Here is a 24,315-nt window from a genome sequence, read left to right as displayed (position 1 = left end):
GCGGGAAGGGACGAAGAACGCCCGAATACGGCACTCCGGGACAGATCGGCCAGTCGAGTGCGCCGGTATCCGGCACTCCGACGAAGACACGTGAATATCCGGAAAAGAAAGCCGGACTCTTCGATTTCGACCCGCTTCGGGTGCAGAATAGGGCCACCTGCTGCGGCAAGTGCTGCGTATCCGGCACGCCATCGGGCTGCCCGTATGTGCTTGCGCACGTGGTGCACATCAGGCCCCGGGAGCGCACCCCGCGCCCTTCGGCCGAATTGCCCGAGAGGATTGACACCCATGGCTCAGCGTGTAGTCGTCACGCTCTCCGACGACCTGGACGGCGGCGCGGCCGCGGAAACCGTCCACTTCGGCGTCGACGGGAAGTCGTACGAGATCGACCTGTCCCTGGACAACGCGGAAAAGCTGCGGGAGGCCCTCGCGCCCTTCGTCGCGGCCGGCCGCCGTCAGAGCCGTACCGGTAAGTCCTTCCGCCGCACCGCGCTGACCCCGGACCCGGCCGCCGTACGTGCCTGGGCCCAGTCGCGCGGCATGGAGCTGCCCGCTCGGGGCCGCATCCCGAAGCACGTGTACGAGGCCTTCGCCGACGCGAACTGACCTCGGCGGAGCCCGGTCGCCCCGCCTGCCCGAAAGGGTGGGGCGACCACCCCGATCGATGGGGTAGAGTAATCCTCGTCGCCGCAACGGAGAGATCCCGAGAGGCGGCCGGTGCCCCACCAGGTACCGTGCGGACGTGGCTCAGTTGGTAGAGCATCACCTTGCCAAGGTGAGGGTCGCGAGTTCGAATCTCGTCGTCCGCTCGTAGTGCGCGAGCAACAGTGCGCGAGCACGCTACAACTCAATATCTCCATCCTGCGGACGTGGCTCAGTTGGTAGAGCATCACCTTGCCAAGGTGAGGGTCGCGAGTTCGAATCTCGTCGTCCGCTCCAGTACGAAGGGCCCCCTCATCGAGGGGGCCCTTCGGCATTTCCCCGGCCATTCCCCGGGCATGCACCCATGACATTTGTCATCGCCCACCCGTGGATCCGCACCCCGCACCGGTGACGGCTCGCACTGCCCCCGGCGCCCGGGCGGCGGAAGGCTTGAGCCATGGAAACGAGCCAGCACCGCACCCCGGGCGACAGCGTGATCGAGGTCACCGGCCTGCACCGCCACTACGGTTCCGGCGCCTCCGGATACCGTGCCGTCCGCGGCATCGACCTGGACGTGCGGCGCGGCGAGCTGTTCGCGCTGCTCGGCACCAACGGCGCCGGCAAGACCTCCGCCATGGAGCTGATCGAGGGCCTCGCCGCCCCGACCGCCGGACGGGTGCGGGTGCTCGGCCACGACCCCTACCGCGAGCGCGCCGTCGTCCGCCCCCGGATCGGCATCATGCTCCAGGAGGGCGGCTTCCCCGGGGACCTCACCGTGGCCGAGACCGGCCGCAGCTGGTCCGGCCTGACCAGCGGGGCCCGCCCGGTGGACGAGGCGCTGGAGCTGGTCGGCCTGGTCGATCGCCGCGACGTCCGGGTCAAGCAGCTCTCCGGCGGCGAGCGCCGCCGGCTCGACCTCGCGATGGCCCTGCTCGGCCGGCCCGAGGTGCTCTTCCTGGACGAGCCCAGCACCGGCCTCGACCCCGAGGCCCGCGCCGCCGTCTGGAACCTGGTGCGCGAGCTGCGCGCCGAGGGCACCACCGTGCTGCTCACCACGCACTACCTGGAGGAGGCCGAGGAGCTGGCCGACCGGCTGGCCATCATGCACCGCGGCCAGGTCGTCACCGCCGGCACCGTGGCCGAGGTGATCGCCGGCCGCCCCTCCCGGATCACCTTCGAGCTGCCCGAGTTCAGCGGGGCCTCGCTGCCGCCGCTGACCTCCGCCGAGGTCCTCGCGGTCGGCCGGCGGATCACCGTGCAGACCCCGCGCCTCCAGGCCACCCTCACCGAGCTGCTGGTCTGGGCCGACCACCACGGGATCACGCTCGGCGCGCTCGACGCCCGCAGCGCCTCGCTGGAGGAGGCCTTCCTCGCGATCGCCGCCGAGGCCGCCCACGAGCCCCCGGCCGAGACCCCCGCCGCCCCCGCCGCCCGCCGCCGCCTGATCGGATCCGCCCGATGACCACCGCCGCCCCCGCCGCCCGCAGCACCACCACCACCGGCCGGCTGCTCGCCCTCGGCCGCGCCGAGGCCACCCTGCTGGTGCGCAACCGCACCGCGCTGTTCACCGCCCTGCTGCTGCCGCTGGTGCTGATCGGCGGGCTGAAGAACGTGCTCTCCCAGCAGGCCGAGGACAACCCCGGCCTGGACGTCGACTCGCTGCTGGTCAGCGGCTCGATCGGGATGGTCCTCGCCTTCGTCGTCTACTACAACCTGACCGCCGCCTACGTGGCCCGGCGCGGCGAGCTGGTGCTCAAGCGGCTGCGCACCGGCGAGGCCCGGGACATCGAGATCCTGGCCGGCACCGCGGTGCCCTCGGTCGGTCTCGCCCTGCTGATGTGCACCGTGATCGGCATCGGCGGCGCCTTCGCGCTCAAGCTCGCCGTCCCGGTCAACCCGCTGCTGCTGGCCCTCGGGCTGGTCCTGGTCATCGGCACCCTGATGGGGCTCGCCGCGCTCTCCAGTGCCTTCACCAGGACGGTCGAGAGCGCCGGCATCACCACCATGCCGGTCCTGCTGATCTCCCAGTTCGGCTCCGGCCTCTTCTACCCGCTCGAGGTCATGCCGGACCGGATGGCCGACGTCTGCCGCCTGCTGCCCACCACCCCGGCCTTCCAGCTGATCCGCCTCGGCTGGTTCGGCACCGACGGCTCCGACGCCCCCACCGGCTTCCTCGGCACCTGGGCGCCCGCCGCCCCGTACCTGGTCACCGGCGGCGTCTGGCTCGCCCTCGCCGCCTGGGGCGCCGTGCGCTACTTCCGCTGGGAGCCCCGCCGCTGACGCGGGGCCGGACAGGGCCCGCCGCACCTGATAGGAAGAACGCAGCACGGTCATGATCGAACGGGGAGCGGATCAGATGGACGTCCTGGCGCCGGTGCGCACCTGGAAGGGCTACGGCAAGCCCCAGCGCACCGAGCTCTACCTCCGCTGGTCGCTCTACCTGGTGCCGCTGATCGTGCTGCCGCTCATCGCGCTGGCCATCGCGAGCTCCGCCGGGCAGCAGGACGTCCGCGGCGCCGCCCAGGTCTGCCTGGTCGTCGCCCTGGCCAGCACGCTGGTGACCCTCCGGGCCTTCCGCACCTCGCTCGACCACTACCTGAAGCGGCCCTCCGACCACCTGCGCTGGCTCGCGATCAGCGGCACGGTGGTGGTGGCCGGCTCATGGGCGGTGCTGCTGCTCGGCCCCGCCCACGGCGGACCGCAGGACCCGACCGGCCCGCCGTTCACCATCGTGGCCGTCTCCTCGCTACTGGCCTCCGCCTTCGGCCCGGCGGGGGTGGGCCTGTCGGTACGCCAGGCCTGCGCCGCCGGGTTCGGCGCCATGGCGCTGGTCGCCCCCGCGGTGCTGCTGGCCGGCATCGACTCCGGGACGGCCACCGGCCTGCTGGTCGGCCAGGTGCTGGCGATGACGCTGGTCGCCGGCAGCTGCCGCAGCTTCGCCTGGCTGCAGTCGGTGGTCTGGGAGCTGGACGCCGCCCGCGAGGCGCAGTCCCGGCTGGCCGTGGCCGAGGAGCGGCTGCGGTTCTCCCGCGACCTGCACGATGTGATGGGCCGCAACCTCACCACCATCGCGCTGAAGAGCGAGCTCGCCGTCCAACTGGCCCGCCGGGGCCGCCCCGAGGCCGCCGACCAGATGACCGAGGTGCAGCGGATCGCGCAGGAGTCCCAGCGCGAGGTCCGGGACGTGGTCCGCGGCTACCGCACCGCGGACCTGCAGGCGGAGGCGATCGGTGCCCGCGCGGTGCTCCGCGCCGCCGACGTGGCCTGCGAGATCGACCTCGGCGGGGACGCCGACGAGCTGCCCCAGCCGGTCCAGTCGGTGTTCGGCTGGGTGATCCGCGAGGCGACCACCAACGTGCTGCGGCACAGCGAGGCCGGGCGCTGCGCGATCCGGCTGCACCGGGAGGACGGCCGGGCGGTACTGGAGCTGGAGAATGACGGGGTACCGGACGTCCCGATCCCCTCCCAGGGCAGCGGCACCGGACTGCACGGACTGCGCGAGCGGCTCGCCGCCCACGACGGCGAGCTGCTCGTCCCGGCCGCCGGGCCGGGCCGCTTCCGGCTGCTCGCCAGCGTGCCGCTCCGCCCCGACCCGCTCTGACCTGCCCTGACCTGCCCTGACCTGCCCTGCCCTGCCCCGCTCTGCTCCGTCCTGACCCGCCCCGCTCCGGCCCCGCTCGGCTACGGAAGAAGGCCCGCCGATGACCGACCCCGCCCCCGCCCCCGTACGCGTCCTGCTCGCGGACGACGAGCACCTGATCCGGGGCGCGCTGGCCGCGCTGCTCTCCCTGGAGGAGGACATCGTCGTGGTCGCCGAGGCCGCCTCCGGCCCGGAGGCGCTGGCCATGGCGAAGGCGCACCGCCCGGACATCGCGGTACTGGACCTGCAGATGCCCGGACTGGACGGCATCGAGGTGGCCACCGAGCTGCGCCGACTGCTGCCGGACTGCCGCGCGATGATCGTCACCGGCCACGGGCGCCCCGGCTATCTGAAGCGGGCGCTGGAGGTCGGGGTGCGCGGCTTCCTGCCGAAGACCGTCTCGGCGGCCGACCTCGCCGGGATCATCCGGACCGTGCGGGCCGGCGCCCGGTACGTCGACCCCGAGCTCGCGGCGGACGCGATCAGCGCGGGCGGGACCCCGCTGACCCCGCGCGAGACGGACGTGCTGGAGCTGGCCGCCGACGGCACCTCGATCGCCGGGATCGCCGAGCGCGCGGCGCTCTCCCAGGGCACCGTCCGCAACTACCTCTCCTCGGCGGCCGCCAAGCTGGGCGCCGAGAACCGCCATGCGGCGGTGCGGATCGCCCGCGAGCACGGCTGGATCTGACCAGCCGCGCCCGCGGGCGCCCCGGTCACTGCCAGGTGGTGCCGGTCAGCCGCTCGTACGCCTCGATGTACTTGCTGCGGGTGAGCTCGACGATCTCGGCCGGCAGGGCCGGCGGCGGCAGCTCGCTGTGGCGGTCCCAGCCGGAGGCCGGGGAGGTCAGCCAGTCGCGGATGAGCTGCTTGTCGAAGGACGGCTGCGCGTGGCCGGGCTCCCACTGGTCGGCCGGCCAGTAGCGCGAGGAGTCGGGGGTGAGCACCTCGTCGCCGATCACCAGCTCGCCGTCCTGCAGGCCGAACTCGAACTTGGTGTCGGCCAGGATCAGACCGCGGTCGCGGGCGATGTCCCGGGCCCGGGAGTAGACCGCGAGGGTGGTCTGCCGCAGCTGGGCGGCCAGGTCGGCGCCGATCCGGCGGGCGGTCTCCTCGTAGGGGACGTTCTCGTCGTGGTCGCCGACCGCGGCCTTGAGGGCCGGGGTGTAGATCGGGGCGGGCAGCTCGGAGCCGTCGTCCAGGCCGTCCGGCAGGGCGATGCCGCAGACCGTGCGGTCGGCGCGGTACTCGCTCAGGCCGGAGCCTGCCAGGTAGCCGCGGGCGACGCACTCGACCGGGATCATCTCCAGGCTGCGGCAGACCAGCGTGCGGCCCTTCCAGTCGGCGGGGGCTCCGACCGGGACCTCGGTGGAGACGACGTGGTTGGGCACCAGGTCGGCGATCCGCTCGAACCACCACAGCGAGAGCTGGGTGAGGATGCGGCCCTTGTCGGGGATCTCGTTGGGCAGCACCCAGTCGTGGGCCGAGGTGCGGTCGCTGGCAACCATCACCAGCTCGCCGGACTCGGTGCGGTAGAGGTCGCGCACCTTGCCGGTGTGCAGGTGGACCAGGCCGGGCACCTGGACCGGCTCGGGCTTGGTGACAAATCCGCTCAAGGTCGTCTCAGTCCTCAGGGGTCGTTCGCGTGCATGTGGGACGCGCGAATGGGGAGGTCACTGGACCCGAGTCTGTCATGGAGGCCCGCGCGGGCCGGTCCTGGGTTCTCAGCCGTTCTCTTCTCAGCCGTTCTTGCAGAGGCGGTCGAGCAGGTTGGCGGTGGCGCGCTGGATCCGCTCGTCGGTGTGGCCCGGCCGGTCCAGCGCGGGCGACCAGGCGAAGGTCCCGGCGGCGAACACGTAGGCGCCGCTCGGCGCCCGGTACAGCGAGGTCTCCTGGTAGCGGGTGCGGCCGGCCAGGTCCCGGTACGGGGAGTGCGCGAGCAGCACCCGCTCGGTGTGCTCGGGCAGCGCCACCTTGGGGTAGTAGCGGTCGGCCTCGCCCGCGACCAGCCCGGACAGCTCCTCGCCCTCCTGGACGCCGGTGCCGTCCCAGAGCCAGTGCGCGGTGTGCCGGGCGACCAGCGGGACGGGTGCGGCGACCCGGCCGGAGTACTGGAGGCCCAGCAGGTGCTGCTCCGGCTCGCCGGCGTCCCGCCAGAGCGCGCTGGCGGCGCCCGCCCCGGCGGCCGGGCTGCCGGGCGGGACCTTCTGGCGCTTGCGGCAGTTCAGCAGCCGGTTGGGCTCGCCGGAGGCGGCGGCGGACAGCTCGACCCGCCAGTACATGGTGTTGGCAGAGAGGAAGACCAGCGAGGTGCCGCCGTCCCGGGCCCGCTCGGCGGCCCGGCGCATCGGCTCGGACCAGTACTCGTCGTGGCCGGGGAAGACCAGCGCACGGTGCCGGGACGGGTCGACCAGCCCGGCGTGCAGGTCGGTGGCGGTGGCGTAGGAGAGGTCGTAGCCGTAGCGCTCTGCCCAGCGGATGAAGTCGTAGGCGTGGCCGACGTGCAGCGGCAGGCCCGCGGTGGCGTGCGGGCGGTCGAAGGAGACGGTGACGGCCGCCTCCGACTCCCCGACCAGCCGGCCCTCGTCGTCCCAGGCGTGGTAGAGGCTGGCGCCGCTGCGGCCGTCCTCGGGGAAGAGGTTGTAGGCCTGCCAGGTCACGTCCGGCAGGACCAGCAGCAGCTCGGCGGCGTGCGACTGCTCCTCGAAGTCCCGGACGGTGAAGGGGATGTGGCTGCGGTGCAGCATGTCGGCTGTGGTCAGGACGGCGACGTAGGCGCCGGGCCGCCAGTGGGCGGGGATCTGCAGCCGCCAGGACTGCCACCAGTGGTGGCAGGAGACGGTGCGGCCGACGACCAGCGGGGCGGGCTGGGCCAGCCCGGCGATCAGCGGGCTGGACGTCATGTGGCGGGCGCCGTCACCGCCGTAGTGGCCGATCCGGTAGACGCCCACGGTGAACTCGCGCGGCGGGTTGACGGTGACCCGGAAGTCCACCGAGCCGCCGGGGCGGACGACCCCGGCCGAGGCGAAGCCCTTGATCTGCTGCACCACGTCGTTGGCGCCCTGCGGGGTGCCGACCGGCGGCTTGGGTCTGGCACCGCCCGCGAGCGGCTGCTGGCCGGGGGCATCCACCGAGACGTACCAGGGGAGGGCGCCCTCGGCACCCTCCAGGTACTGGTCGGGGCTGCGCAGCCAGGGCAGCGGGCCCTGGCCGAAGGGGTCGGACACGCTGTACGCGTGCGTTCCGGACTCCCAGCGGCGGTTGAGTTCCGTCCCCACGCGCCCCTCCCACAGGTGCACCCTCCACCGGCTGGCATGTGCCCCCCGGATGTGCGTGCGGTCTAATACACCACACAGTGCTGGCGCTGCGTCACCCCACGGTAGCAACTAGTGGCGGTCAATCTTCCGCCCCGGCGTCCAGAGGGCCCCGGCCTGCGAAGACCCGGCGGGGTCGGCCGCCGCGGGGGCGCGAGCCCGCTCGCCGAGCGCCCCGCCGGGGCGGTCGGCTCAGAGCCGGACCGGCTTCTCCAGCCGGACGTCGGCCGCGTCCAGCCAGGCGCGCAGCGGCCCGTCCTGGCCCTGCTCGACGGCCTGGGCGACCGGCCCGGCGAGATCGGTGCGCCGCACCCCGCCGAGCACCAGCACCGGGCCGTCCAGCCAGTCCAGGCCGGGGGTGGCGCCGGCGGTGTCGACGGCGGCGCAGCAGACCATCGCGGTGACGTGGTCGACCAGCAGGTCCCGGCCGGTGCGGACGGGTTCGAGCAGCGGGGCGGGGGCGGTGGTGCGGGCCAGCTGGGCGGTGAGTGCGGCGGCCAGCGGCTCGCCGTCCCCGTCGGCGAGCCGGACCAGCAGCCGGGTGAGCGTCGGGGCCCCCGGGCGGGCCTGCGGGGCGAGCCGGTCCAGGGCGGCCTGCAGCGCGGCGGCCCGGGCCCGCCAGCCCGCGTCGACCACCTCGGCCGGGTAGTCGGACCACTCCAGCTCCCGCCAGGCGCCGGAGGCCGGGCGCCCGAAGAAGAGGTCGGCGGCGAGCAGCGAGACCGCCTGGTCCACCGCGCCGGGCTCCTCCAGCAGGTCGCAGGCCGGGCGGTCGCCGAGCCGGGTGCCGTAGCCGTCGGCCAGCCGGTCGCGCCGGGAGAGCTCGGTGAGTGCGGCGACCACGCCGGCGTTCAGGTGCGTGGGGTGGCGGCCGAGCCGCCAGGCGGGCAGCGCGACCCGGGTGAGCAGCCGGTCCCAGCCCGCGTAGGCCAGGCCGACCTGCTCCTGGGCGGCGATCCGCAGCCCGTAGTCGACCGTGCGGGCCTGCTCGGAGGCCCAGCCGGCGACCGCCCGCTCCAGCTCGGCGGAGTGCGCACGGCAGGCGCCGAGCAGCCTGCGGGTGATCCGGTCGACCAGCGCGGCCGGGCCCCGCCGGGGCGGCCGGTGCGCCGCGGGTGCGGGGGCGCCGCCCAGGCCCGGAGCGGGGGCGGGCCCGGAGTCCAGGCTGGCGTCCAGGCTGCGCAGGAACCGGCGGGCGGCGGCGATGTCCGGATCGACCGAGGCCGCCGTACCGGCCACCACCGGGGCGAGCAGGGCGCGCAGCTCCCCGGCCCGCATCCACCAGAGGAAGGGCGAGCCGATCACCAGCATCGGCGCGGCGGGCTCGCCCTCGGCCCGGTGGGCGAAGGGCCGGCCGGCCGCGCGGACCGGCGGGAGGTCCTCCAGCCAGCTGTCGCAGTCGGGGGTGAGCGCGATGCGGGACGGCGCGGGGACTTCGAGGCGGTCGGCCAGCTCGTCTATCAGCCGGTACAGCTCGGGGGCCTGGGCCCGGTCGAGCGGCACGGCCGGGGTCTGTGGCGGGACGGCCCGGCGGTAGGCCCTGGCGACCAGTGCGGCCACCAGCAGGGTGGCGGCGGCGACCGCGCAGACCACCCAGCGGACGGCGTCCCAGCCGGCGGCGTCCGGGGAGCCCGGTGCGCCGAGCCGGCCGGTGAACCGGCCCGCCAGCAGGACCACCGCGGTGGCGGCGGGCAGTACGGCGGCGGCGAGGGCCAGACCTCGGACCCGCAGGACGGCGTGGGCATGAGCGCGCGCGGCGTCGACAACGGCCATACGGTGCGGCACCCCCTTCGGAGCCCTCGGGAGCCCGGCGACGGACCCCTGAGCCGACTCGAAACGATCAGTTCCGACCGGGAGACGGCGGCATCCGATCCCCGGCTAGTACATGCTGCGTGGCGCTACTGACAGTTCTGACGCCCGCGTACGGGTGGGTGTTCCGGATCTCCCCGGTTTCCACTCGTCCCGGTGACGGCGCCCGAATTCCGGACGACCCGCACCCGGCCCGTGCGAAGCGATCCCGGGCGTGTCGGCCCGGCGTGCCGGACGCCGTCCAGCATCCCCCCGCGTGACCGCCGCTACCCGGCGGGGACCACAGCGACACGGCCCGCGGCACTGCGATCCAGCGCACCATAAGGCCGAGTACCCGGCTACGTCAGCCGGATGCGGGCGCTATCACTCGATGGGGTTGATTCCGGCCGCCGAACGGTGTGGCGGCCCCATCGGCCGCTCCGGTCCCTCCCACCCCGGAAACGCCGGAGGGCGCTGCGTCCATGGGGGTTGTTTCCCGTGGAACACAGCGCCCTCCGGCGGTGCGCTCGGACCGTCGGGCGCTCGGCCCGCCGCCAGGGCGCGCGCGAGGCGCTACTGCGCGGCCTTGAGCGCGATGTCGGTGCGGTGCTGGCCGCCCTTGAGGCCGATCCGACCGAGCGCGTCGTACGCGCGGCCGCGGGCCTCGGCCAGGTCGGTGCCGGTGGCGGTGACGGACAGGACCCGGCCGCCGGCGCTGAGCACCCGGCCGTCCTCGTCCGCGCGGGTGCCGGCGTGCAGCACGTACGCGGTGCCGTCGGCGGCCTCGGCCTCGGCCAGGCCCTCGATCGGGTCGCCGGTGCGCGGCGCGGCCGGGTAGCCCTCGGAGGCGATCACCACGGTGACGGCGGCGCCGTCGTCCCAGCGCAGCGGCTCCAGCTGGTCCAGCGCGCCGGTGGCGGCGGCGTGCAGCACGCCGGCCAGCGGGGTGCGCAGCCGGGCCAGCACGACCTGGGTCTCCGGGTCGCCGAACCGGGCGTTGAACTCGATCACCCTGGTCCCGCGCGAGGTCAGCGCCAGGCCTGCGTAGAGCAGGCCGGAGAACTCGGTGCCGCGGCGGCGCAGCTCGTCCACGGTCGGCTGCAGGACGGTCTCCAGGACCTCCTCGACCAGGCCCTCGGGGGCCCAGGGCAGCGGCGAGTACGCGCCCATGCCGCCGGTGTTGGGGCCCTCGTCGCCGTCCAGCGCGCGCTTGAAGTCCTGCGCGGGCTGGAGCGGGAGGACGGTGGTGCCGTCGGTGATCGCGAACAGCGAGACCTCGGGGCCGTCCAGGTACTCCTCGATGACCACCCGCTCGCAGGACGCGGCGTGCGCCAGGGCCTCGGCGCGGTCGGAGGTGACCACCACGCCCTTGCCGGCGGCCAGGCCGTCGTCCTTGACCACGTAGGGCGCGCCGAAGGCGTCCAGCGCCTCGGCGGCCTCCTCGGGGGTGGTGCAGACGTAGGAGCGGGCGGTGGGCACACCGGCGCCGGCCATCACGTCCTTGGCGAAGGCCTTGGAGCCCTCCAGCTGGGCGGCCGCGCCGGAGGGGCCGAAGACCGGGATGCCGGCCGCGCGCACGGCGTCGGAGACGCCCGCGACCAGCGGGGCCTCCGGGCCGACCACGACCAGGTCGGCGTCGAGCCGCCGGGCGAGCGCGGTGACCTGCGCGCCGTCCAGCTGGTCGACGGGGTGGACCGTCGCCACCTGCGCGATCCCGGCGTTACCCGGGGCGCAGTGCAGCTCGGTGACGGCGGAATCTTGGGACAGAGAGCGGCACAGGGCGTGTTCGCGGGCGCCGCCGCCGATGACGAGGACCTTCACGCTTGGCAAGGGTAGTCGGTGGCCTGATCGCGCCGCCCCCCGGTCCCGTCCGAACCTCCAGCCGACCGGCCCTCCCCGGCCCGTGGACTGGAGGAACCTCCAAGCGGCGCCCCGGGTGGTGCGCTCCGGGTATCCGGGTCAGGACGGCGGGTGACCGGGGCCTCCCTCGGACGGGTGAAATCTCGCCGACCCCCGCAACCCGCTCACCTCGGCATCCGGTGGCCGAATCCGATAACGATCATTGGCGAAGCGCTCCCATGGTCAGCCATTTGGCGGTAAGAAGTGCTGTTGGACAACCGCCGGCAGCCGCCGGTCCGCGCGGTCCCCGGGTGCCCACACTCACCCGGAGGCGTCGCGGGTCCGATGCGTCATCCGGTGTTTCACGGCCAGTCAGGCGGATGAAACGTCAGGGCGACGCCATGTCAGACCCAGCAGTCCGCCCGCCACAGGGAGCCCCACAGGTGAGCCAGCCGGAAATGCAGCCCGAGGAGAGTGCCTGGGGCAAAGAGGTCGGCGAGGAGGACCAGCCCGCCGCCACCATCGCGCGCCGGGCGTCCACCCGCCGCCGGACCGATCTGAGCGCCCGCCAGTTCCCGCTCGGGGACTGGGGCGAGCCGGCCGAGCGGCTGGAGGAGCTCTACCGCTGGTCCGAGGAGCGGGCGGTCGAGGCGATCGACTGGTACCGCAGGGACCGCGTCTGGAAGCGCCGCTGGGCCCGGCTGCTGAGATTCGGCTCGGCCGGGTTCGCGGTCGGCGGGGTCACCGCCCCGCTGGTGGACCTCACCGGCACGGTGGCGAACGCCTCCGGCTGGGGCTACGTCGCACTGATGCTGTCCGCCGCCTGCTACGGCACGGACCGGGTGTTCGGCCTGACCTCCGGGTGGATGCGGGACGTCTCCACCGCCCAGGCACTGCAGCGCCGGCTGGAGGCCTTCCAGTTCGACTGGGCCTCGGAGTGCGTGCGCGAGGTGCTCGGCCCCACCGAGGGCACCGCGGGCGAGGCGGCCGAGCGCTGCCTGGGCGTGCTGCGGCGGTTCTGCGAGGACGTTTCGGACATGGTCCGCACCGAGACCTCGGAGTGGATGCTGGAGTTCCGGGCGGGCATGACCCAGCTGCCCACCCAGTCCTCCGGGAACTGGGGCGGGCGCAGCGAGGCGGGCGTGGGCGCCCAGGTGCGGATCCTGCCGCCGCCGGGCACCCGGCCCACCATGCCGCGTCAGCGCCCGCCGGAGGGGCCGCTGCGCTGAGCCGGCGGTCCGAGGGGGGCGGTGGTCGTCGGGCTCAGGCGAAGACGATCATCGAGCCCTGGGTGAGGCTGCGGGTCGCCGCCGCGTAGAGGCCGGACCAGGCGTGCCGCTCCCGGGCGAAGGGGTGCAGGTCGTCGATCGGCGGGCCGAACGGCTGCTCCAGGCCGGTCGGGCCGAGCGGCCTGGTCGGGTCCGGCGGGTTGAGCGGGTCGAGGCCCAGGGCCGGGGCGACCGCCTGCAGTTCGCGCAGCAGGCCGTGGGTGGAGCCGAGCGGGCCGCCGGAGGCGAGCAGCGCGTCGTCCACCAGCGGTACCGCGAACTCGATCGGCACATAGGCGCCGGCGTGGTCGAAGTGCCAGACCAGGTGGGACTGTTCCGCGCTGCTCTCGAACATCTCCAGCAGCTGCTCGTAGTCGCCGCCGAGCGCGTCCACCGGCGTGATGTCCAGGCCGGTGAGGCCCAGCAGGTAGGCCCGGCGCAGGAAGTGCAGCGAGTCGTAGTCGAACGCGGCTATCGGCTCGACCGCCCCGCTCATCCCCGGGACGTACTGGTAGACCGGCACCTCGGGCAGGCCGTTCGCGGCCAACACGGCGTTGTAGAGCACGAGATCGTCCCGGAAGGGGTTCTCGGGGCTGTGGCTCAGCACGTCCACGAGCGGGACGAGCCAGAGGTCGCAGGCCATGAGCCGGCTCTTCCTCTCCGGGCGACGGGGTCCGCCTGCAGGGGGCGGACGACGGGTGGACGGGTCGGTACCCGGACGGTCCGTACGAGGACCCTCCGGTACGACGACCGCCCACCCTACCGGCCCGGCGCGCGGTGCGGGTCTGGCGGGGAGCCGGGCTGGGAGGCGGGCCGGGAGACGCCCTGCGGGTCCGGCAGGCGGCGGCCGAACCGGCCGTACGGGACGGAGCGCGGCTGCGGCACCAGGCCGAGGCCCAGACCCAGCTCGCGGCCCAGCTCCCGGCCGAGTTCGCGGCCCTGGTCCCGGGTGCGGTCGGCCTGGTCGGACCGGTCGGATCCACCCGGACGGGCGCCGTCCGCCGTGCGGGCCGGTTCGGCCGGGCCGTGCGCCCTGCCGCTCTGCGCCCCGCCGTACTCCGGGCCGCCCGGTGCCGTGCCGCCGGGCCCAGCCTGGTCCTGCGGCGCCGTCCGGGCCACCGGGCCCGTCTCCAGCGGCCCGGTCAGCAGCAGCAGGACGCCCACCGATTCCTCGGGCTGTCCGGCCAGCTCGGCCAGCAGCCGGACGGTGAAGAGGTTGTAGTCGCAGATGATCCGGTGCGCACCCGCCAGGTCCCGCGCCTCGATCGCCTCGACCAGCTCGACGTGCCGGTCCCAGCAGACCCCGGCCAGGACCGGCATCGTCCGCAGGTAGGGGGCGGCGAACATCCACGACTGCACCCGCAGCCAGTCCAGGTAGTCGCCGATCCGGCGGTTGCCCAGCAGCCCGGCCACCTCCTGCCAGAACCGGCGGTCGCAGCCGACCATCACGTCCAGGTTCCCCGACCGGGCCGCCCGGACCGCCGCGTCCGCGCGGCGGCGCAGCGAGGGCAGCCGGTTGGCGTCCGTGGGCGCGCCCCGCACGGCCAGCTGGCGGAACGCGCTGTCGGTGAGCAGCACCCGCGACTCGAAGATCTCCAGGAAGTCGACCCAGTCGAACTCCGGCACCGTGAAGCCGCGGTGGTGCTCGGCCCGGAGCAGGCCCTGGGCGCCCAGGTCCACCAGCGCCTCGCGGGCCGGGGTCGCCGAGACCCCGTACAGCTCGGCGATCTCCTTGACGGTGAAGTTGCGGCCCGCCGCGATCCGGCCGGCCATCATCTCCTCGCGCAGCGCACCGGCGATCTGCTCGCGCAGGCTGTTGCGGTGGATCACGGGACGGGTGTCGCCAGCGCCGGTACCGGACATGCGCGCGACCTCCTCGGGCGGCCCGCCGGCCGGCTCTCGACGGACCGGCGGAGGAAACGGTGTGAAACACGACGAACGCTCATCTTCTCAAATGTGCCGCGGTCGTGTTCAAGCACCCGGAAATCGCCGTGTCCCGACGCCGGACGGGAGCGTCACCGGGGGCGTCGGGCCCCCTCGGACGTCACCCCCGTACGGAGGTCACCGCCGTACCAAGGTCACCGCTGCACGGGCGCCGGGATGCCCAGCAGCCGGTCGCGCAGCACCGGGAACTCCGCGCGGATCTTCGCCACCTCCGCCGGGTCGAACTCCACGGTGAGCACCTCCTCGCCGGCCCCGGCCTCGGCCAGCACCCGGCCCCACGGGTCGACCACCAGGCTGTGCCCGGCCTGCTCGACCCCGCCGTGGGTGCCCGCCGTGTTGCAGGCCAGCACGAACGCCTGCTCCTCCACCGCACGGGCCCGGTTCAGCAGCGTCCAGTGGTCGCGCCGCCGGGCCGGCCAGGCCGCCGGGACCACCAGCAGCTGCGCACCCGCGTCCAGCAGGGCCCGGAACAGCTCCGGGAAGCGCAGGTCGTAGCAGGTGGCCAGGCCCAGCGTGCCGAAGTCGGTGGCGGCCGTGACGATCTCCTGTCCGGCGCCCATCACCACCGCCTCCCCCTCGTCGAAGCCGAAGCGGTGGATCTTGCGGTAGGTGTGCACCAGCTCGCCGTCCGGGGCGAACAGCAGGGAGGTGTTGTAGATCGGACCGTCCGGGTCCCGTTCGACGATCGAACCGGCGTGCAGCCAGACCCCGGCCGCCTTGGCGGCGGCCGCCATCGCGTCGGAGGTCGGCCCGTCCAGGGTCTCGGCCTCGTCCGACCACCTGTCCTGCGCGAACCCGCCCACCGGCCACAGCTCGGGGAGAACCACCAGGTCGGCGCCCTGCTGCGCGCGGACCAGGGCGGCCGCCCGGGCCCGTCGCTCAGCGGCCGGCTCGGCATCGGAGACCGCGAGTTGGATCAATGAAGCGCGCACAGTACCACCGTCCACGGCAAGAGGCCTACGATCGTCACCCGAAAGCGCTGCCCTGGGCTCATCAGGCAGCGTAACGTGCGGTTAGCGTGTGCGCCCGGAAGGCCGGACTTTCCCGGACCTCCCCGAACCGGGGCGTGCACGGCAAGGCAGCTGACGGAGGGCCGGAGATTCCCGTGACGGACAACCAGACCGTGCAGGCTTACACCGAGGCGTGGACGCAGTCCATCGAGTCCATATCCGGGCTGGTGGCCCCCCTGCCCACGGACGCCTGGAACCGGGCCACCGAGTGCCCCGGCTGGTCCGTCCGCGACGTCGTCTCGCACGTCATCGCCTTCGAGTCCGAGCTGCTCGGCGACCCCCGCCCGATCCACTCGCTGCCGCGCGACCTGCGGCACGTCACCAACGAGTTCGCCCGGTACGTCGAGCTGCCGGTCGACAAGCGCCGCTGCCACACCGCTCCGGAGATGACCGGCGAGCTGGAGTACACGATCATCCGCCGCTCCCGGGCGCTGCGGAACGCCAGGTACGCCCCCACCGAGCCGGTCCGCTGGCCGGCCGGGCCGCACAGCCGCGAGCTGCCGTACCACGAGCTGCTGCGCAACCGGGTCTTCGACGTCTGGGTGCACGAGCAGGACCTCCGCCGGGCCCTCGGCGAGCCCGGCAACCTGGACTCCCCGGCCGCGCTGATCACCCGGGACGTCCTGCTGTCGGCGCTGCCCAAGGCCGTCGCCCACCAGGCCGGCGCCCCGGCCGGGACGGCCCTGGTGGTGGACGTCACCGGCCCGGTCGAGTTCCTGCGCACCGTCCGGGTCGACGCCTCGGGGCGCGGCACCGTCGACGAGTCCATCAGCCTCGCCCCCGACGTCCAGCTCACCATGGGCTGGGAGACGTACGTCCGGCTCGCCTGCGGCCGCGGCCGCCCCGGCCCGGTCACCGTCGAGGGCGACCAGGAGCTGGCCGCCCGCGTCCTCGCCAACTTCTCCGTCACCCCGTAGCCCCGGCTCACCCGCCCGGCGTACACGCACCACCGCACGCCGGGTGGCGCACCTCGCGCCTCCGTACGTCAGCTTGGCACCAGTACCCCACCCGTTCGGCCTCGTTGTTCCGGGCAGTCGTCACCCGGAAGAAGGAGGGGCGTCCAGATGGACGACGAACAGACGCGGATGGTCCTGGTGCGGTCGAGCTTCCCGGTCACCGGGCAGCCGATCAGGGTCGTGATGATCGACTGGGAGCCGTGGTTCGTCACGGCCGACGTGTGCCGAGTCCTGGGCCGAGGAAATCCGACCGATGCGGTGAAGGTCCTGGAGGCACGCCACCATCGAACGGTGGATCTGCGGACCGTAACCCTTGTTCGGAACAAGGGTTACGGCGTTTTCCCAGATCAGAAAGCCTACCGGCGGGGAAATCCGCTGCTCGGGGTGGTGAGCGAGGCAGGGCTGTACGGACTGCTCATGAGGTCGGACAAAGCCACCGCAAGGCCCTTCCAGGAGTGGGTCACCACCGACCTGCTCCCCTCCGTCCGTCGCGGGGACGCCGACATCCCCACCCAGCAGCGACGGATGGCGCAGACGCTGGCCGAGGCGATCGGCCAGCAGGTCCAGATCATCGCGGAGCTCGACCACGGCGGCGGCCCGGGTGTGCACGTGCACTCCGACGGGACGGTGCACTGCCGGCACGGGGAGATGGTCTTCACCATGCCGAGCCGGGAGGACGACAGCGGCCCTCCGTTCGGCGGCTACTTCTCCTGCCCGATCGTCGAGCGGGTCGGCATCCGGGGCGGCAAGGCGATCCCGGGCTGCCCGAAGCTCAAGCTCGTGGACCTGGTCCGCCTGATGGCCGAGGCCCCGGCACCGACCCGGCTCGGCGACGGGCAGCTGCTCGTGGAGCTGCACGGTGCCCGGATCCACGGGACGGCGCGGCAGATCTCCGATCTGATGCGGGAGTACGGGCGCTGATCGAGAGGTGCTGACCCTCAGGACTTCTGAGGGTCAGCACCTTTCCCCGGGTCGGAGACCCTACGAAGCCGCCGTCGACACCTTCCGCCGGAGCCGGAGGATCATCACCGTCCCCAGCAGCATCGGCACGTACAGCCAGCAGAACGCCCAGCGGTACGCCTCCGCCGAGTAGCCGCTGCCGCCTCCGGGGGTCAGGGCGTCGAGCAGGACGCCGATGCCGAAGAGGGTGATCATCGTGCCGATGAAGCCGCCCATGTTGGCGATCCCGGAGGCGGTGCCGAGCCGTTCGACCGGGTTGTGGGAGCGGGCGTAGTCGAGGCCGACCAGCGAGGCCGGGCCGTTGCTGCCCATCACCAGGATGATCCCGACCAGCAGCCAGAGCGGGGGGTGGCCGCCGGGCCAGGCCAGGGTGAGGGCCCAGCCCGCGGAGGTGACGGCGATGACGGTGAGCACGATCGGCATCCGCGCCCGGGCGGTCCGGCTGAGCAGCCGGCCGAAGAGCAGGCCGAAGGCCATGTTGCTGAAGACCAGCAGGGTGAGCAGCCCGCCGGCCGCGGCCCGGGACATGCCATGGGCCTCGACCAGGTACGGCAGGCCCCAGAGCAGGCCGAAGGCGTTGCCGGGGAACTGGGTGGTGAAGTGCACCCAGAGCCCGAGCCGGGTACCGGGCTCGCGCCAGGAGTGCCGGATCTGCTGCCCGACGGCCGGTCGGGCCGCCGGGGCGGCGGCGGACGCCGGCGGGCCCGCCGGGGACTCCCGGAGGAACAGCGCGACCAGGGCGAAGACGGCGACGCCGAGCAGCGCGATGGCGGTGAAGGTGGGCGTCCAGCCCTCGTGGTGCAGGGCCTGGGCGAGGACGACCGTGGTGACCAGGTTGCCGCCCATGCCGGCCAGCCCGGTCAGCTGGGCGACCAGCGGGTTCTTCGCGGCCGGGAACCAGCGGGCGGCGATCCGCAGCACGCTGATGAAGGTCATCGCGTCGCCGCAGCCCAGCACCGCCCGGGAGGCGAGCGCCGGGGCGAAGGAGGCGGAGAAGGCGAAGGCCAGCTGCCCCAGGCTCAGCAGCACCACGCCCAGCAGCAGCACCCGGCGCGGGCCGAACCGGTCGACCAGCAGGCCGACGGGTATCTGCATGGCCGCGTAGACCAGCACCTGGAGGATGGAGAAGGTGGACAGCGCGGAGGCGCCGATGGTGAAGCGCTCGGCGGCGTCCAGCCCCGCCACGCCCAGGCTGGTGCGGTGGATGACCGCGAGGACGTAGACGCTGACGCCGACCGACCAGGCCAGCCAGGCGGCCCGGCCGCCGGGCGGGGAGTGCGGGGCGGGCGCCGGGCCCGCCGCCGGGTCCAGTACCGCGGTCGCCGCCGGGGCCCCCGCCGGGGACGGACCGGCGCCGAGCCGGGGACCGGGGGCGGTGATCGGGCGGGCGGCGGCGGCAGGGTCCACGGTCATAGTGGACCCAGATTAGTCATCCCATCATTCGACGCCGGTACGGGGGCGGCCGCTCCCCGCCCCGGGGATCGGACACGAACGGCCTCACCCCCGTAGCGTCCAGGAGACCGATCTGGTCATGTAGCGGTCCCGGAAGGCCTCGTCCCGCACCCAGTCGGTGGTGTCCCGGACGGTGGCGGTGACGGTGGCGCTCTCGCCGGGCGGCAGGTTCAGCCGGGCGGTGTCCAGCCAGCTGCGGTCCGGCGCCTGCGGTTCGACCGGGAGGCCGTCGACCTTCCACTCCACCCGCAGCTGCCGGGCCCCGGCCAGCGGCAGCGGGCGGACCTCCAGCCGGGGGCGCCCGACGACCTCGCCGGGCGCCGGCACCGGGGTGTCGGTCGGCCGGATCCGCCGGTAGATCTCCTCGATGATCGCCTCCCGCGAGGGCAGGTTGTACGCCCCGCCGAGGGTGCGCATCACCGAGTCCGGGGTGGGCCGGTAGATGCCGTTGGCACTGCGGTACGCCCCGACCGTCCCGGCGCCGTCCGGGGACTCCGCACCCAGCCAGCGCCACCACTTGGTCTGCTTGCGGCGCATGTCCTCGGCGCTCTCGGTGGAGAGGTTGGGGTAGTCGGCGTCGTCCGGCGCGCTGTCGTACTCGTCCCCGAGGTCGCCCACGGTGTGCCCTATCTCGTGCTGGATGATCCGGCCGGCATCGGGGCTGCCGCCGGCCAGGGTGGTCACCCCGGTGCCGCCGGCGCCCCCGTACTCGCCGGAGTTGGCCAGCGCGATCAGGTACTGCGGCCCCTCGCCGTCGCCGGCGTAGCGGGCGGTGGCGGACTCGTCGGCGCAGAGCAGCCGGGCGGTGCCCTCGCACCAGAAGTGCATGCCGAGCGGGGTGCCGGGGTTGCGGCCCCGGCTCTCGGTCTCGGCGATGCCGGAGATCGCGGAGACCACCTCGACCCTCCTTATGTTGAAGAACCCCTGGTAACTGCGGAAGGGCTCGATCTCCATCAGGGAGCGCCAGGCCCGGTCGGCCTGCTGGCGGAACAGCTCCTGTTCCTCGGAGGTGTAGCCGTCGCCGAGCAGCACCAGCGTGATCCGGTTGGCCGGATCCCCGGTGCGCCTTATGTCGACGGTCGGGGCGGTGCCGGCGGCCCGGAGGTCGGCCCGCTGCGCGGTGTGCGGCGGCACGGCCCGGTCGGCCGGGGCCCCGGGTCCGATCACCCCGAACGGCGAGGGACCGGCCAGCTCCAGGGCGGCCGGCAGTACGGCGGTGGACACCAGCACGAGCGCGGCCAGACTCCGGACGAGACGGCCAGGGTTGCCAGGCGGCATACGGGTGCGTCCTCGGGGATCCGGTCACCCGGCGTCGCCCGGGTGGTGGACGCGAAGACGTACCCGGAGCGGCGGCCCTCCCCCACGCACCGGCGAAAAAGTCACCGACCTGGCCGAACGACCCGAATCACCCCGGTCATACCTATGAGTCCGATCAGGTGGCTGCCACCGGCCGGCCGTGACCTCAGGCGGCCGCGCCCGACCGCGCGTGCAGCGCCAGATGGGTGCCGAGGCCGAGCAGCAGGCCCCAGAAGGGCGAGCCGATCCCGCACAGGCTCATCCCGGAGGCGGTGGCCAGGAAGGTCACCACCGCCGCGTCCCGGCCGCGCTCCTCGGCCACCGCGGCGGCCAGGCTGCCCTGCAGCGAGGCCAGCAGGGCGACCCCGGCGATCACCGCGATCAGCTCCTTCGGCAGGCCGGTGAACAGGCTGACCAGCAGCCCGCTGAAGCTGCCCACCACCAGGTAGAACACGCCCGCCGACATCCCGGCCACGTAGCGCCGGCGCGGGTCGGGGTGGCTCTCCGGCCCGGCGCAGATCGCGGCGGTGATCGCGGCCAGGTTGACGCCCGGCGAACCGAACGGCGCCAGCAGGACGGACAGCCCGCCGGTGGCCCCGATCACCAGCCGGTCGTCCGGCCGGTAGCCGAAGGCCCGCATGACGCCGAGGCCGGGGGCGTTCTGCGAGGCCAGCGCCACGATGGTGAGCGGCAGCGCCAGGCCGACCATGGCGGGCCAGGAGAATGCGGGCACGGTGAGCACCGGCCGGGTGAGGCCGCCGGAGCCGAGGTGCAGCGGAAGTCCGGTGGTGGCGGCCGCCAGCACCGCGCCGACCAGCAGCGCGGCCGGGACGGCGTAGCGCGGCGCGAACCGCTTGGCCAGCAGGAAGGCCGCGAAGCTGCCGAGCACCAGCCCGGGTGCGCCGTGCACGGCGCCGAAGATCCCGGCGCCGAACGAGAACAGGATCCCGGCCAGCATCGCGTTGACGATCCCGGCCGGGATCGCCGCGATCAGCCTGCCGAACAGGCCGGTGACGCCGAACAGCGCCACCAGCACCCCGCACACCAGGAAGGCGCCGACCGCCTCCCGGTACGGGTACGCGCCGAGGCTGGTCACCAGCAGCGCGGCCCCTGGGGTGGACCAGGCGGCGATCACCGGGGTACGGGTCCACCAGCTGAGCAGCAGACAGGTCAGCCCGCTGCCGATGGACACCGCCCAGATCCAGGACGCGGTGTGCGCCTGGTCCAGCCGCCCGGCGGAGGCCGCCGCGAGCACCACCACCAGCGGCCCGGAGAACCCGACCACGATGCACACCAGCCCGGCCAGCAGCGCCGGGAGAGAGGCGTCCCGCCGCAGCGAACGGCGCTCGTCCGGTCCGGTCCGACCGTCCACCGGACGGGTTATCAGCTCCTCTGTCATGCCCGGAAGTATCCCGGAGGCGCCTGCTCCACGGGCCGTTCAAAAGATTCCGAAAAAACTTCTGAACCCACCTGCAACCCCCGGCGGGGATGCACGTCTTTACGGATGAAGGCACGGAGAGCGAGACCGGCAAGGCCGGGGGGCGCTACCGCTCAGCAGGAGCAAACGCCGGCCGTCTTCAATCCACGTCAGAACATGCTCTGGGGAGTCACGTCATGCGCACGTCCGTTATCACCGCTTTTGCGAAGAACGCCCGCTCGCTCTCCGGCCGCCGCCGCCTCGCCGTCGTCGCCGCCACCGCCGTCCTCGCCGGCGGCGTCCAGATCATCGCCGCCGACTCCTCCTGGGCCTGCGGCGACATGCGACTGGGCGGCCCGCACGCGGCGATGGACGACAAGAACGTCACCGAGATCGCCCCGGACGCCGCCTTCGCCTCCACCAAGTCCACCGTCACCGCCGACGGCAGCTGGAACGAGGTCAGCGTCAAGGTCACCAACAAGACCGGCATCGACGCCCACGGCATGCTCCCCACCTTCGCCATCCACACCCCCGGCGACGGCGCCTCGCTGCGCACCCAGGACGTCCGCATCCAGGTCCAGGAGAACGGCGCCTGGAAGGCCGTGCCCTCCGTCGCCGGCTGCTACCACACCGTCGACGCCGGCTACGAGCAGCGCCAGCGCCTCGACAACGGCAGCTCGATGACCATCAAGTTCCGCTACTCGATCGCCGCCACCAGCCCCAAGGGCGTCAACACCGTGGAGCTCGTCACCGACACCTGGCGTGCCGGCGCCATGGGCAACGGCGCCACCGACCTCAAGACCGTCAAGGTCGTCCGCACCCAGGACACCGGCGGCACCAACACCAAGCCCACCACCACGGCCAAGCCCAGCACCCCCGCCAAGCCCGCCGCTCCCAAGGCCGCCGAGACCGCGAAGCCCGCCGCCCCGAAGCCCGTCACCCCCGTCGAGGCCAAGACCACCGCCGCGCCCGCCCCCAAGGCCGAGGCCGAGGCCCCGAAGGCCACCCCGAGCGCCGCCCCGGCCACCACCGCCCCGGCCGGCACCCCCGAGCTCGCCCAGACCGGCGCGCACACCCCCAACAGCCTCCTCGCCGCCACCGCCGCCGCCCTGCTCGCGCTCGGCGCCGGCGCCCTGATCGCCGTCCGCCGGATGCGTGGACAGCGCTGACCGGGGCACCCGAAACAGCGGGGCCGTACCTCCACACGGCGGTGTGTGAGGTACGGCCCCGTTCTTACGTCCTGTTGCGCGCGTCCTGCGGTGTGCTCTCCTGCGGTGAGCGTCCCACCGTGCGCGTCCCGCCGTGCGTTCCCGGGCCGGCCTTCACGCCGCCCCGGGAACGCCGGTGCCGGGTCAGCCCCAGGTGATCAGCCGCTTGGGACGCTCCAGCAGCGCGGCCACGTCGGCCAGCACCTTGGAGCCCAGCTCCCCGTCCACCAGGCGGTGGTCGAAGGAGAGCGCCAGCGTGGTGACCTGACGCGGGACCACCTTGCCCTTGTGCACCCACGGCAGCTCCCGGACCGCGCCGAAGGCCAGGATGGCGGCCTCGCCGGGGTTGAGGATCGGGGTGCCGGTGTCGACGCCGAAGACGCCGACGTTGGTGATGGTGACGGTGCCGCCCTGCATGTCGCCCGGCGCCGTCTTGCCCTGCCGCGCGGTGTCGATCAGATCGCCGAGCGCCAGCGCCAGGCCGGTCAGGGTCTTGGCCCCGGCGTCCTTGATGTTGGGGACGATCAGGCCGCGCGGGGTGGCCGCGGCGATGCCGAGGTTCACCTGGCCCTTGATCACGATCTCCTGGGCCGCCTCGTCCCACTGGGCGTTGATCTCGGGGTGCCGCTTGATCGCCGTCAGCAGCGCCTTGGCGACCAGCAGCAGCGGGCTGACCCGGACGTCCCGGCCCAGCTCGCCGCTCTCCTTGAGCCGGCGGACGAACTTCATCGTGCGGGTGACGTCGACCTGGACGAACTCGGTGACGTGCGGGGCGGTGAAGGCCGAGGCCACCATCGCCTGCGCGGTCGCCTTGCGGACGCCCTTGATCGGCACCCGGACGTCCCCGGTGCCCACTGCGGGCACGGCGGGCACGGCGGGCACGGCGGGCACGGCGGCCACCTGCTCCGGCTGCGCGACCGGCGCCGGGGCGACCGGCTCGACCACGGCGGCGGCCGTGGCCGCCGCGGCGTGCGCGTGCACGTCCTCGCGGGTGACCACCCCGTCCGGGCCGGTCGGGGTGACGGCGCGCAGGTCGATGCCGAGGTCCTTGGCGAGCTTGCGCACCGGCGGCTTGGCCAGCGGCCGGTCACCGGTGGACTGCTCCGGCACCACCGGCGCGGGGGCCGGGACGACCGGGGCGGGAGCCGGAGCGACCACCGTGGTGGTCGTGGTCCGGCGGGCCCGGCGCTGGCTGACCCCGGTGCGCGGTCCGTAGCCGACCAGCACCTCGCGCCGCTCCGGCTCGGCCGGCTCGGCCGCGGCGGGAGCGGCGGGAGCAGGAGCAGCCGCCGGGGCGGCGGCGGCCGGAGCCGCGGCGGGGGCCGCCCCCGCCACCGCGACCGAGATGATCACGGTGCCGACGTCGACCGTCGCGCCCTCCGGGAAGAACAGCTGCTCGACGACCCCGTTGAACGGGATCGGCAGCTCCACGGCGGCCTTGGCGGTCTCGACCTCGCAGACGACCTGGCCGTCCGTCACGGTGTCGCCGGGCTTGACGTACCAGCTGAGGATCTCGGCCTCGGTGAGGCCCTCGCCGACGTCGGGCATCTTGAACTCGCGGAGCGAGCGAACTTCGGTGGTCAT

20 protein-coding genes and 2 tRNA genes are annotated in these 24,315 nt (G+C 73.9%); 11 read left to right on the top strand and 11 right to left on the bottom strand.

The genetic code is table 11. The annotated features are described in order from the left end of the window. The first annotated feature begins 288 nt into the window (after window positions 1-288). The 7 genes from ACGFZP_RS09710 (at window position 289) to ACGFZP_RS09680 (ending at window position 4,970) form a co-directional block, all read left to right on the top strand. Window positions 289-606, top strand: a complete 318-nt coding sequence (locus tag ACGFZP_RS09710; protein ID WP_392930407.1) for an Lsr2 family protein — start codon at window positions 289-291, stop codon at window positions 604-606. Window positions 607-736: 130 nt separating this feature from the next. Then, window positions 737-809: transfer RNA gene (locus ACGFZP_RS09705), tRNA-Gly, on the top strand. A 54-nt stretch (window positions 810-863) separates the two neighbouring features. Next, a tRNA-Gly gene (locus ACGFZP_RS09700) sits at window positions 864-939 on the top strand. A 160-nt stretch (window positions 940-1,099) separates the two neighbouring features. Beyond that, on the top strand, window positions 1,100-2,104 hold the full coding sequence (locus tag ACGFZP_RS09695) for an ABC transporter ATP-binding protein (RefSeq protein WP_392930404.1): 1,005 nt from the start codon (window positions 1,100-1,102) through the stop codon (window positions 2,102-2,104). Next, window positions 2,101-2,922 (top strand): ABC transporter permease, encoded by an 822-nt coding sequence (locus ACGFZP_RS09690; protein WP_392930401.1) that lies wholly within the window; start codon window positions 2,101-2,103, stop codon window positions 2,920-2,922. The genes ACGFZP_RS09695 and ACGFZP_RS09690 overlap by 4 nt, the downstream gene beginning before the upstream one ends. A 76-nt stretch (window positions 2,923-2,998) precedes the next feature. Then, entirely contained in the window at window positions 2,999-4,243 is a 1,245-nt protein-coding gene (locus ACGFZP_RS09685; RefSeq protein WP_392930399.1) for a sensor histidine kinase, read from the top strand. 100 nt (window positions 4,244-4,343) lie between these two features. Then, complete coding sequence (locus ACGFZP_RS09680; protein ID WP_392930397.1) at window positions 4,344-4,970, top strand: response regulator; 627 nt, start codon at window positions 4,344-4,346, stop codon at window positions 4,968-4,970. A 25-nt stretch (window positions 4,971-4,995) separates the two neighbouring features. On the opposite strand, the gene ACGFZP_RS09675 is transcribed toward ACGFZP_RS09680, so the two are convergent. The 4 genes from ACGFZP_RS09675 to purD form a co-directional block, all read right to left on the bottom strand. Further along, window positions 4,996-5,895, bottom strand: coding sequence for a phosphoribosylaminoimidazolesuccinocarboxamide synthase (locus tag ACGFZP_RS09675; RefSeq protein ID WP_392930395.1), 900 nt, complete (start codon window positions 5,893-5,895; stop codon window positions 4,996-4,998). 123 nt (window positions 5,896-6,018) lie between these two features. After that, window positions 6,019-7,557, bottom strand: a complete 1,539-nt coding sequence (locus tag ACGFZP_RS09670; protein WP_392930394.1) for a N,N-dimethylformamidase beta subunit family domain-containing protein — start codon at window positions 7,555-7,557, stop codon at window positions 6,019-6,021. Between the two features lie 228 nt (window positions 7,558-7,785). Continuing rightward, window positions 7,786-9,366: a hypothetical protein gene (locus ACGFZP_RS09665; protein WP_392930392.1), complete on the bottom strand. Its 1,581-nt coding sequence runs from the start codon at window positions 9,364-9,366 to the stop codon at window positions 7,786-7,788. 588 nt (window positions 9,367-9,954) lie between these two features. Then, window positions 9,955-11,202 carry a phosphoribosylamine--glycine ligase gene (gene purD / locus ACGFZP_RS09660; protein ID WP_392930390.1) on the bottom strand — a complete coding sequence of 416 codons (1,248 nt, stop codon included), beginning with the start codon at window positions 11,200-11,202 and terminating at the stop codon, window positions 9,955-9,957. 461 nt (window positions 11,203-11,663) lie between these two features. Between purD and ACGFZP_RS09655 the strand changes: the two genes are divergently transcribed. After that, a complete protein-coding gene (locus tag ACGFZP_RS09655) occupies window positions 11,664-12,449 on the top strand; it encodes an SLATT domain-containing protein (protein WP_392930389.1) in 786 nt (261 codons plus the stop codon). A gap of 34 nt (window positions 12,450-12,483) precedes the next feature. Here ACGFZP_RS09655 and ACGFZP_RS09650 read toward each other — a convergent pair whose 3' ends face one another. The 3 genes from ACGFZP_RS09650 to ACGFZP_RS09640 form a co-directional block, all read right to left on the bottom strand. Further along, the gene (locus ACGFZP_RS09650) at window positions 12,484-13,131 is read right to left on the bottom strand and encodes a hypothetical protein (protein ID WP_392930387.1); all 648 of its coding nucleotides are present in this window, start codon (window positions 13,129-13,131) and stop codon (window positions 12,484-12,486) included. A gap of 116 nt (window positions 13,132-13,247) precedes the next feature. Continuing rightward, window positions 13,248-14,351: a GntR family transcriptional regulator gene (locus ACGFZP_RS09645; protein WP_392930385.1), complete on the bottom strand. Its 1,104-nt coding sequence runs from the start codon at window positions 14,349-14,351 to the stop codon at window positions 13,248-13,250. A gap of 215 nt (window positions 14,352-14,566) precedes the next feature. Then, window positions 14,567-15,364 carry a carbon-nitrogen family hydrolase gene (locus tag ACGFZP_RS09640; RefSeq protein WP_392930382.1) on the bottom strand — a complete coding sequence of 266 codons (798 nt, stop codon included), beginning with the start codon at window positions 15,362-15,364 and terminating at the stop codon, window positions 14,567-14,569. A 173-nt stretch (window positions 15,365-15,537) separates the two neighbouring features. Between ACGFZP_RS09640 and ACGFZP_RS09635 the strand changes: the two genes are divergently transcribed. Both ACGFZP_RS09635 and ACGFZP_RS09630 read left to right on the top strand, forming a co-directional pair. Continuing rightward, window positions 15,538-16,359, top strand: coding sequence for a maleylpyruvate isomerase family mycothiol-dependent enzyme (locus tag ACGFZP_RS09635; protein ID WP_392930380.1), 822 nt, complete (start codon window positions 15,538-15,540; stop codon window positions 16,357-16,359). Window positions 16,360-16,506: 147 nt separating this feature from the next. After that, window positions 16,507-17,319, top strand: a complete 813-nt coding sequence (locus tag ACGFZP_RS09630) for a Bro-N domain-containing protein (protein ID WP_392930377.1) — start codon at window positions 16,507-16,509, stop codon at window positions 17,317-17,319. Between the two features lie 60 nt (window positions 17,320-17,379). Here ACGFZP_RS09630 and ACGFZP_RS09625 read toward each other — a convergent pair whose 3' ends face one another. The 3 genes from ACGFZP_RS09625 to ACGFZP_RS09615 form a co-directional block, all read right to left on the bottom strand. After that, entirely contained in the window at window positions 17,380-18,771 is a 1,392-nt protein-coding gene (locus ACGFZP_RS09625) for a nitrate/nitrite transporter (RefSeq protein ID WP_392930375.1), read from the bottom strand. Between the two features lie 84 nt (window positions 18,772-18,855). Beyond that, the gene (locus ACGFZP_RS09620) at window positions 18,856-20,088 is read right to left on the bottom strand and encodes a M64 family metallopeptidase (RefSeq protein WP_392930373.1); all 1,233 of its coding nucleotides are present in this window, start codon (window positions 20,086-20,088) and stop codon (window positions 18,856-18,858) included. Between the two features lie 184 nt (window positions 20,089-20,272). Continuing rightward, on the bottom strand, window positions 20,273-21,505 hold the full coding sequence (locus tag ACGFZP_RS09615) for a benzoate/H(+) symporter BenE family transporter (RefSeq protein WP_392930371.1): 1,233 nt from the start codon (window positions 21,503-21,505) through the stop codon (window positions 20,273-20,275). A gap of 215 nt (window positions 21,506-21,720) precedes the next feature. Here ACGFZP_RS09615 and ACGFZP_RS09610 point away from each other — a divergent pair, with 215 nt between their 5' ends. Continuing rightward, complete coding sequence (locus ACGFZP_RS09610; RefSeq protein WP_392930369.1) at window positions 21,721-22,692, top strand: hypothetical protein; 972 nt, start codon at window positions 21,721-21,723, stop codon at window positions 22,690-22,692. A gap of 183 nt (window positions 22,693-22,875) precedes the next feature. Here the strand turns inward: ACGFZP_RS09610 and ACGFZP_RS09605 are convergent, their stop codons facing one another. After that, the gene (locus tag ACGFZP_RS09605; RefSeq protein ID WP_392930366.1) at window positions 22,876-24,315 is read right to left on the bottom strand and encodes a dihydrolipoamide acetyltransferase family protein; all 1,440 of its coding nucleotides are present in this window, start codon (window positions 24,313-24,315) and stop codon (window positions 22,876-22,878) included.

Source organism: Kitasatospora sp. NPDC048239, from assembly GCF_043202015.1.
Taxonomy (GTDB): Bacteria; Actinomycetota; Actinomycetes; order Streptomycetales; family Streptomycetaceae; genus Kitasatospora.
The sequence above is the reverse complement of the archived record's forward strand: the minus strand, read 5'-3'. Positions and strand labels throughout refer to the sequence as shown.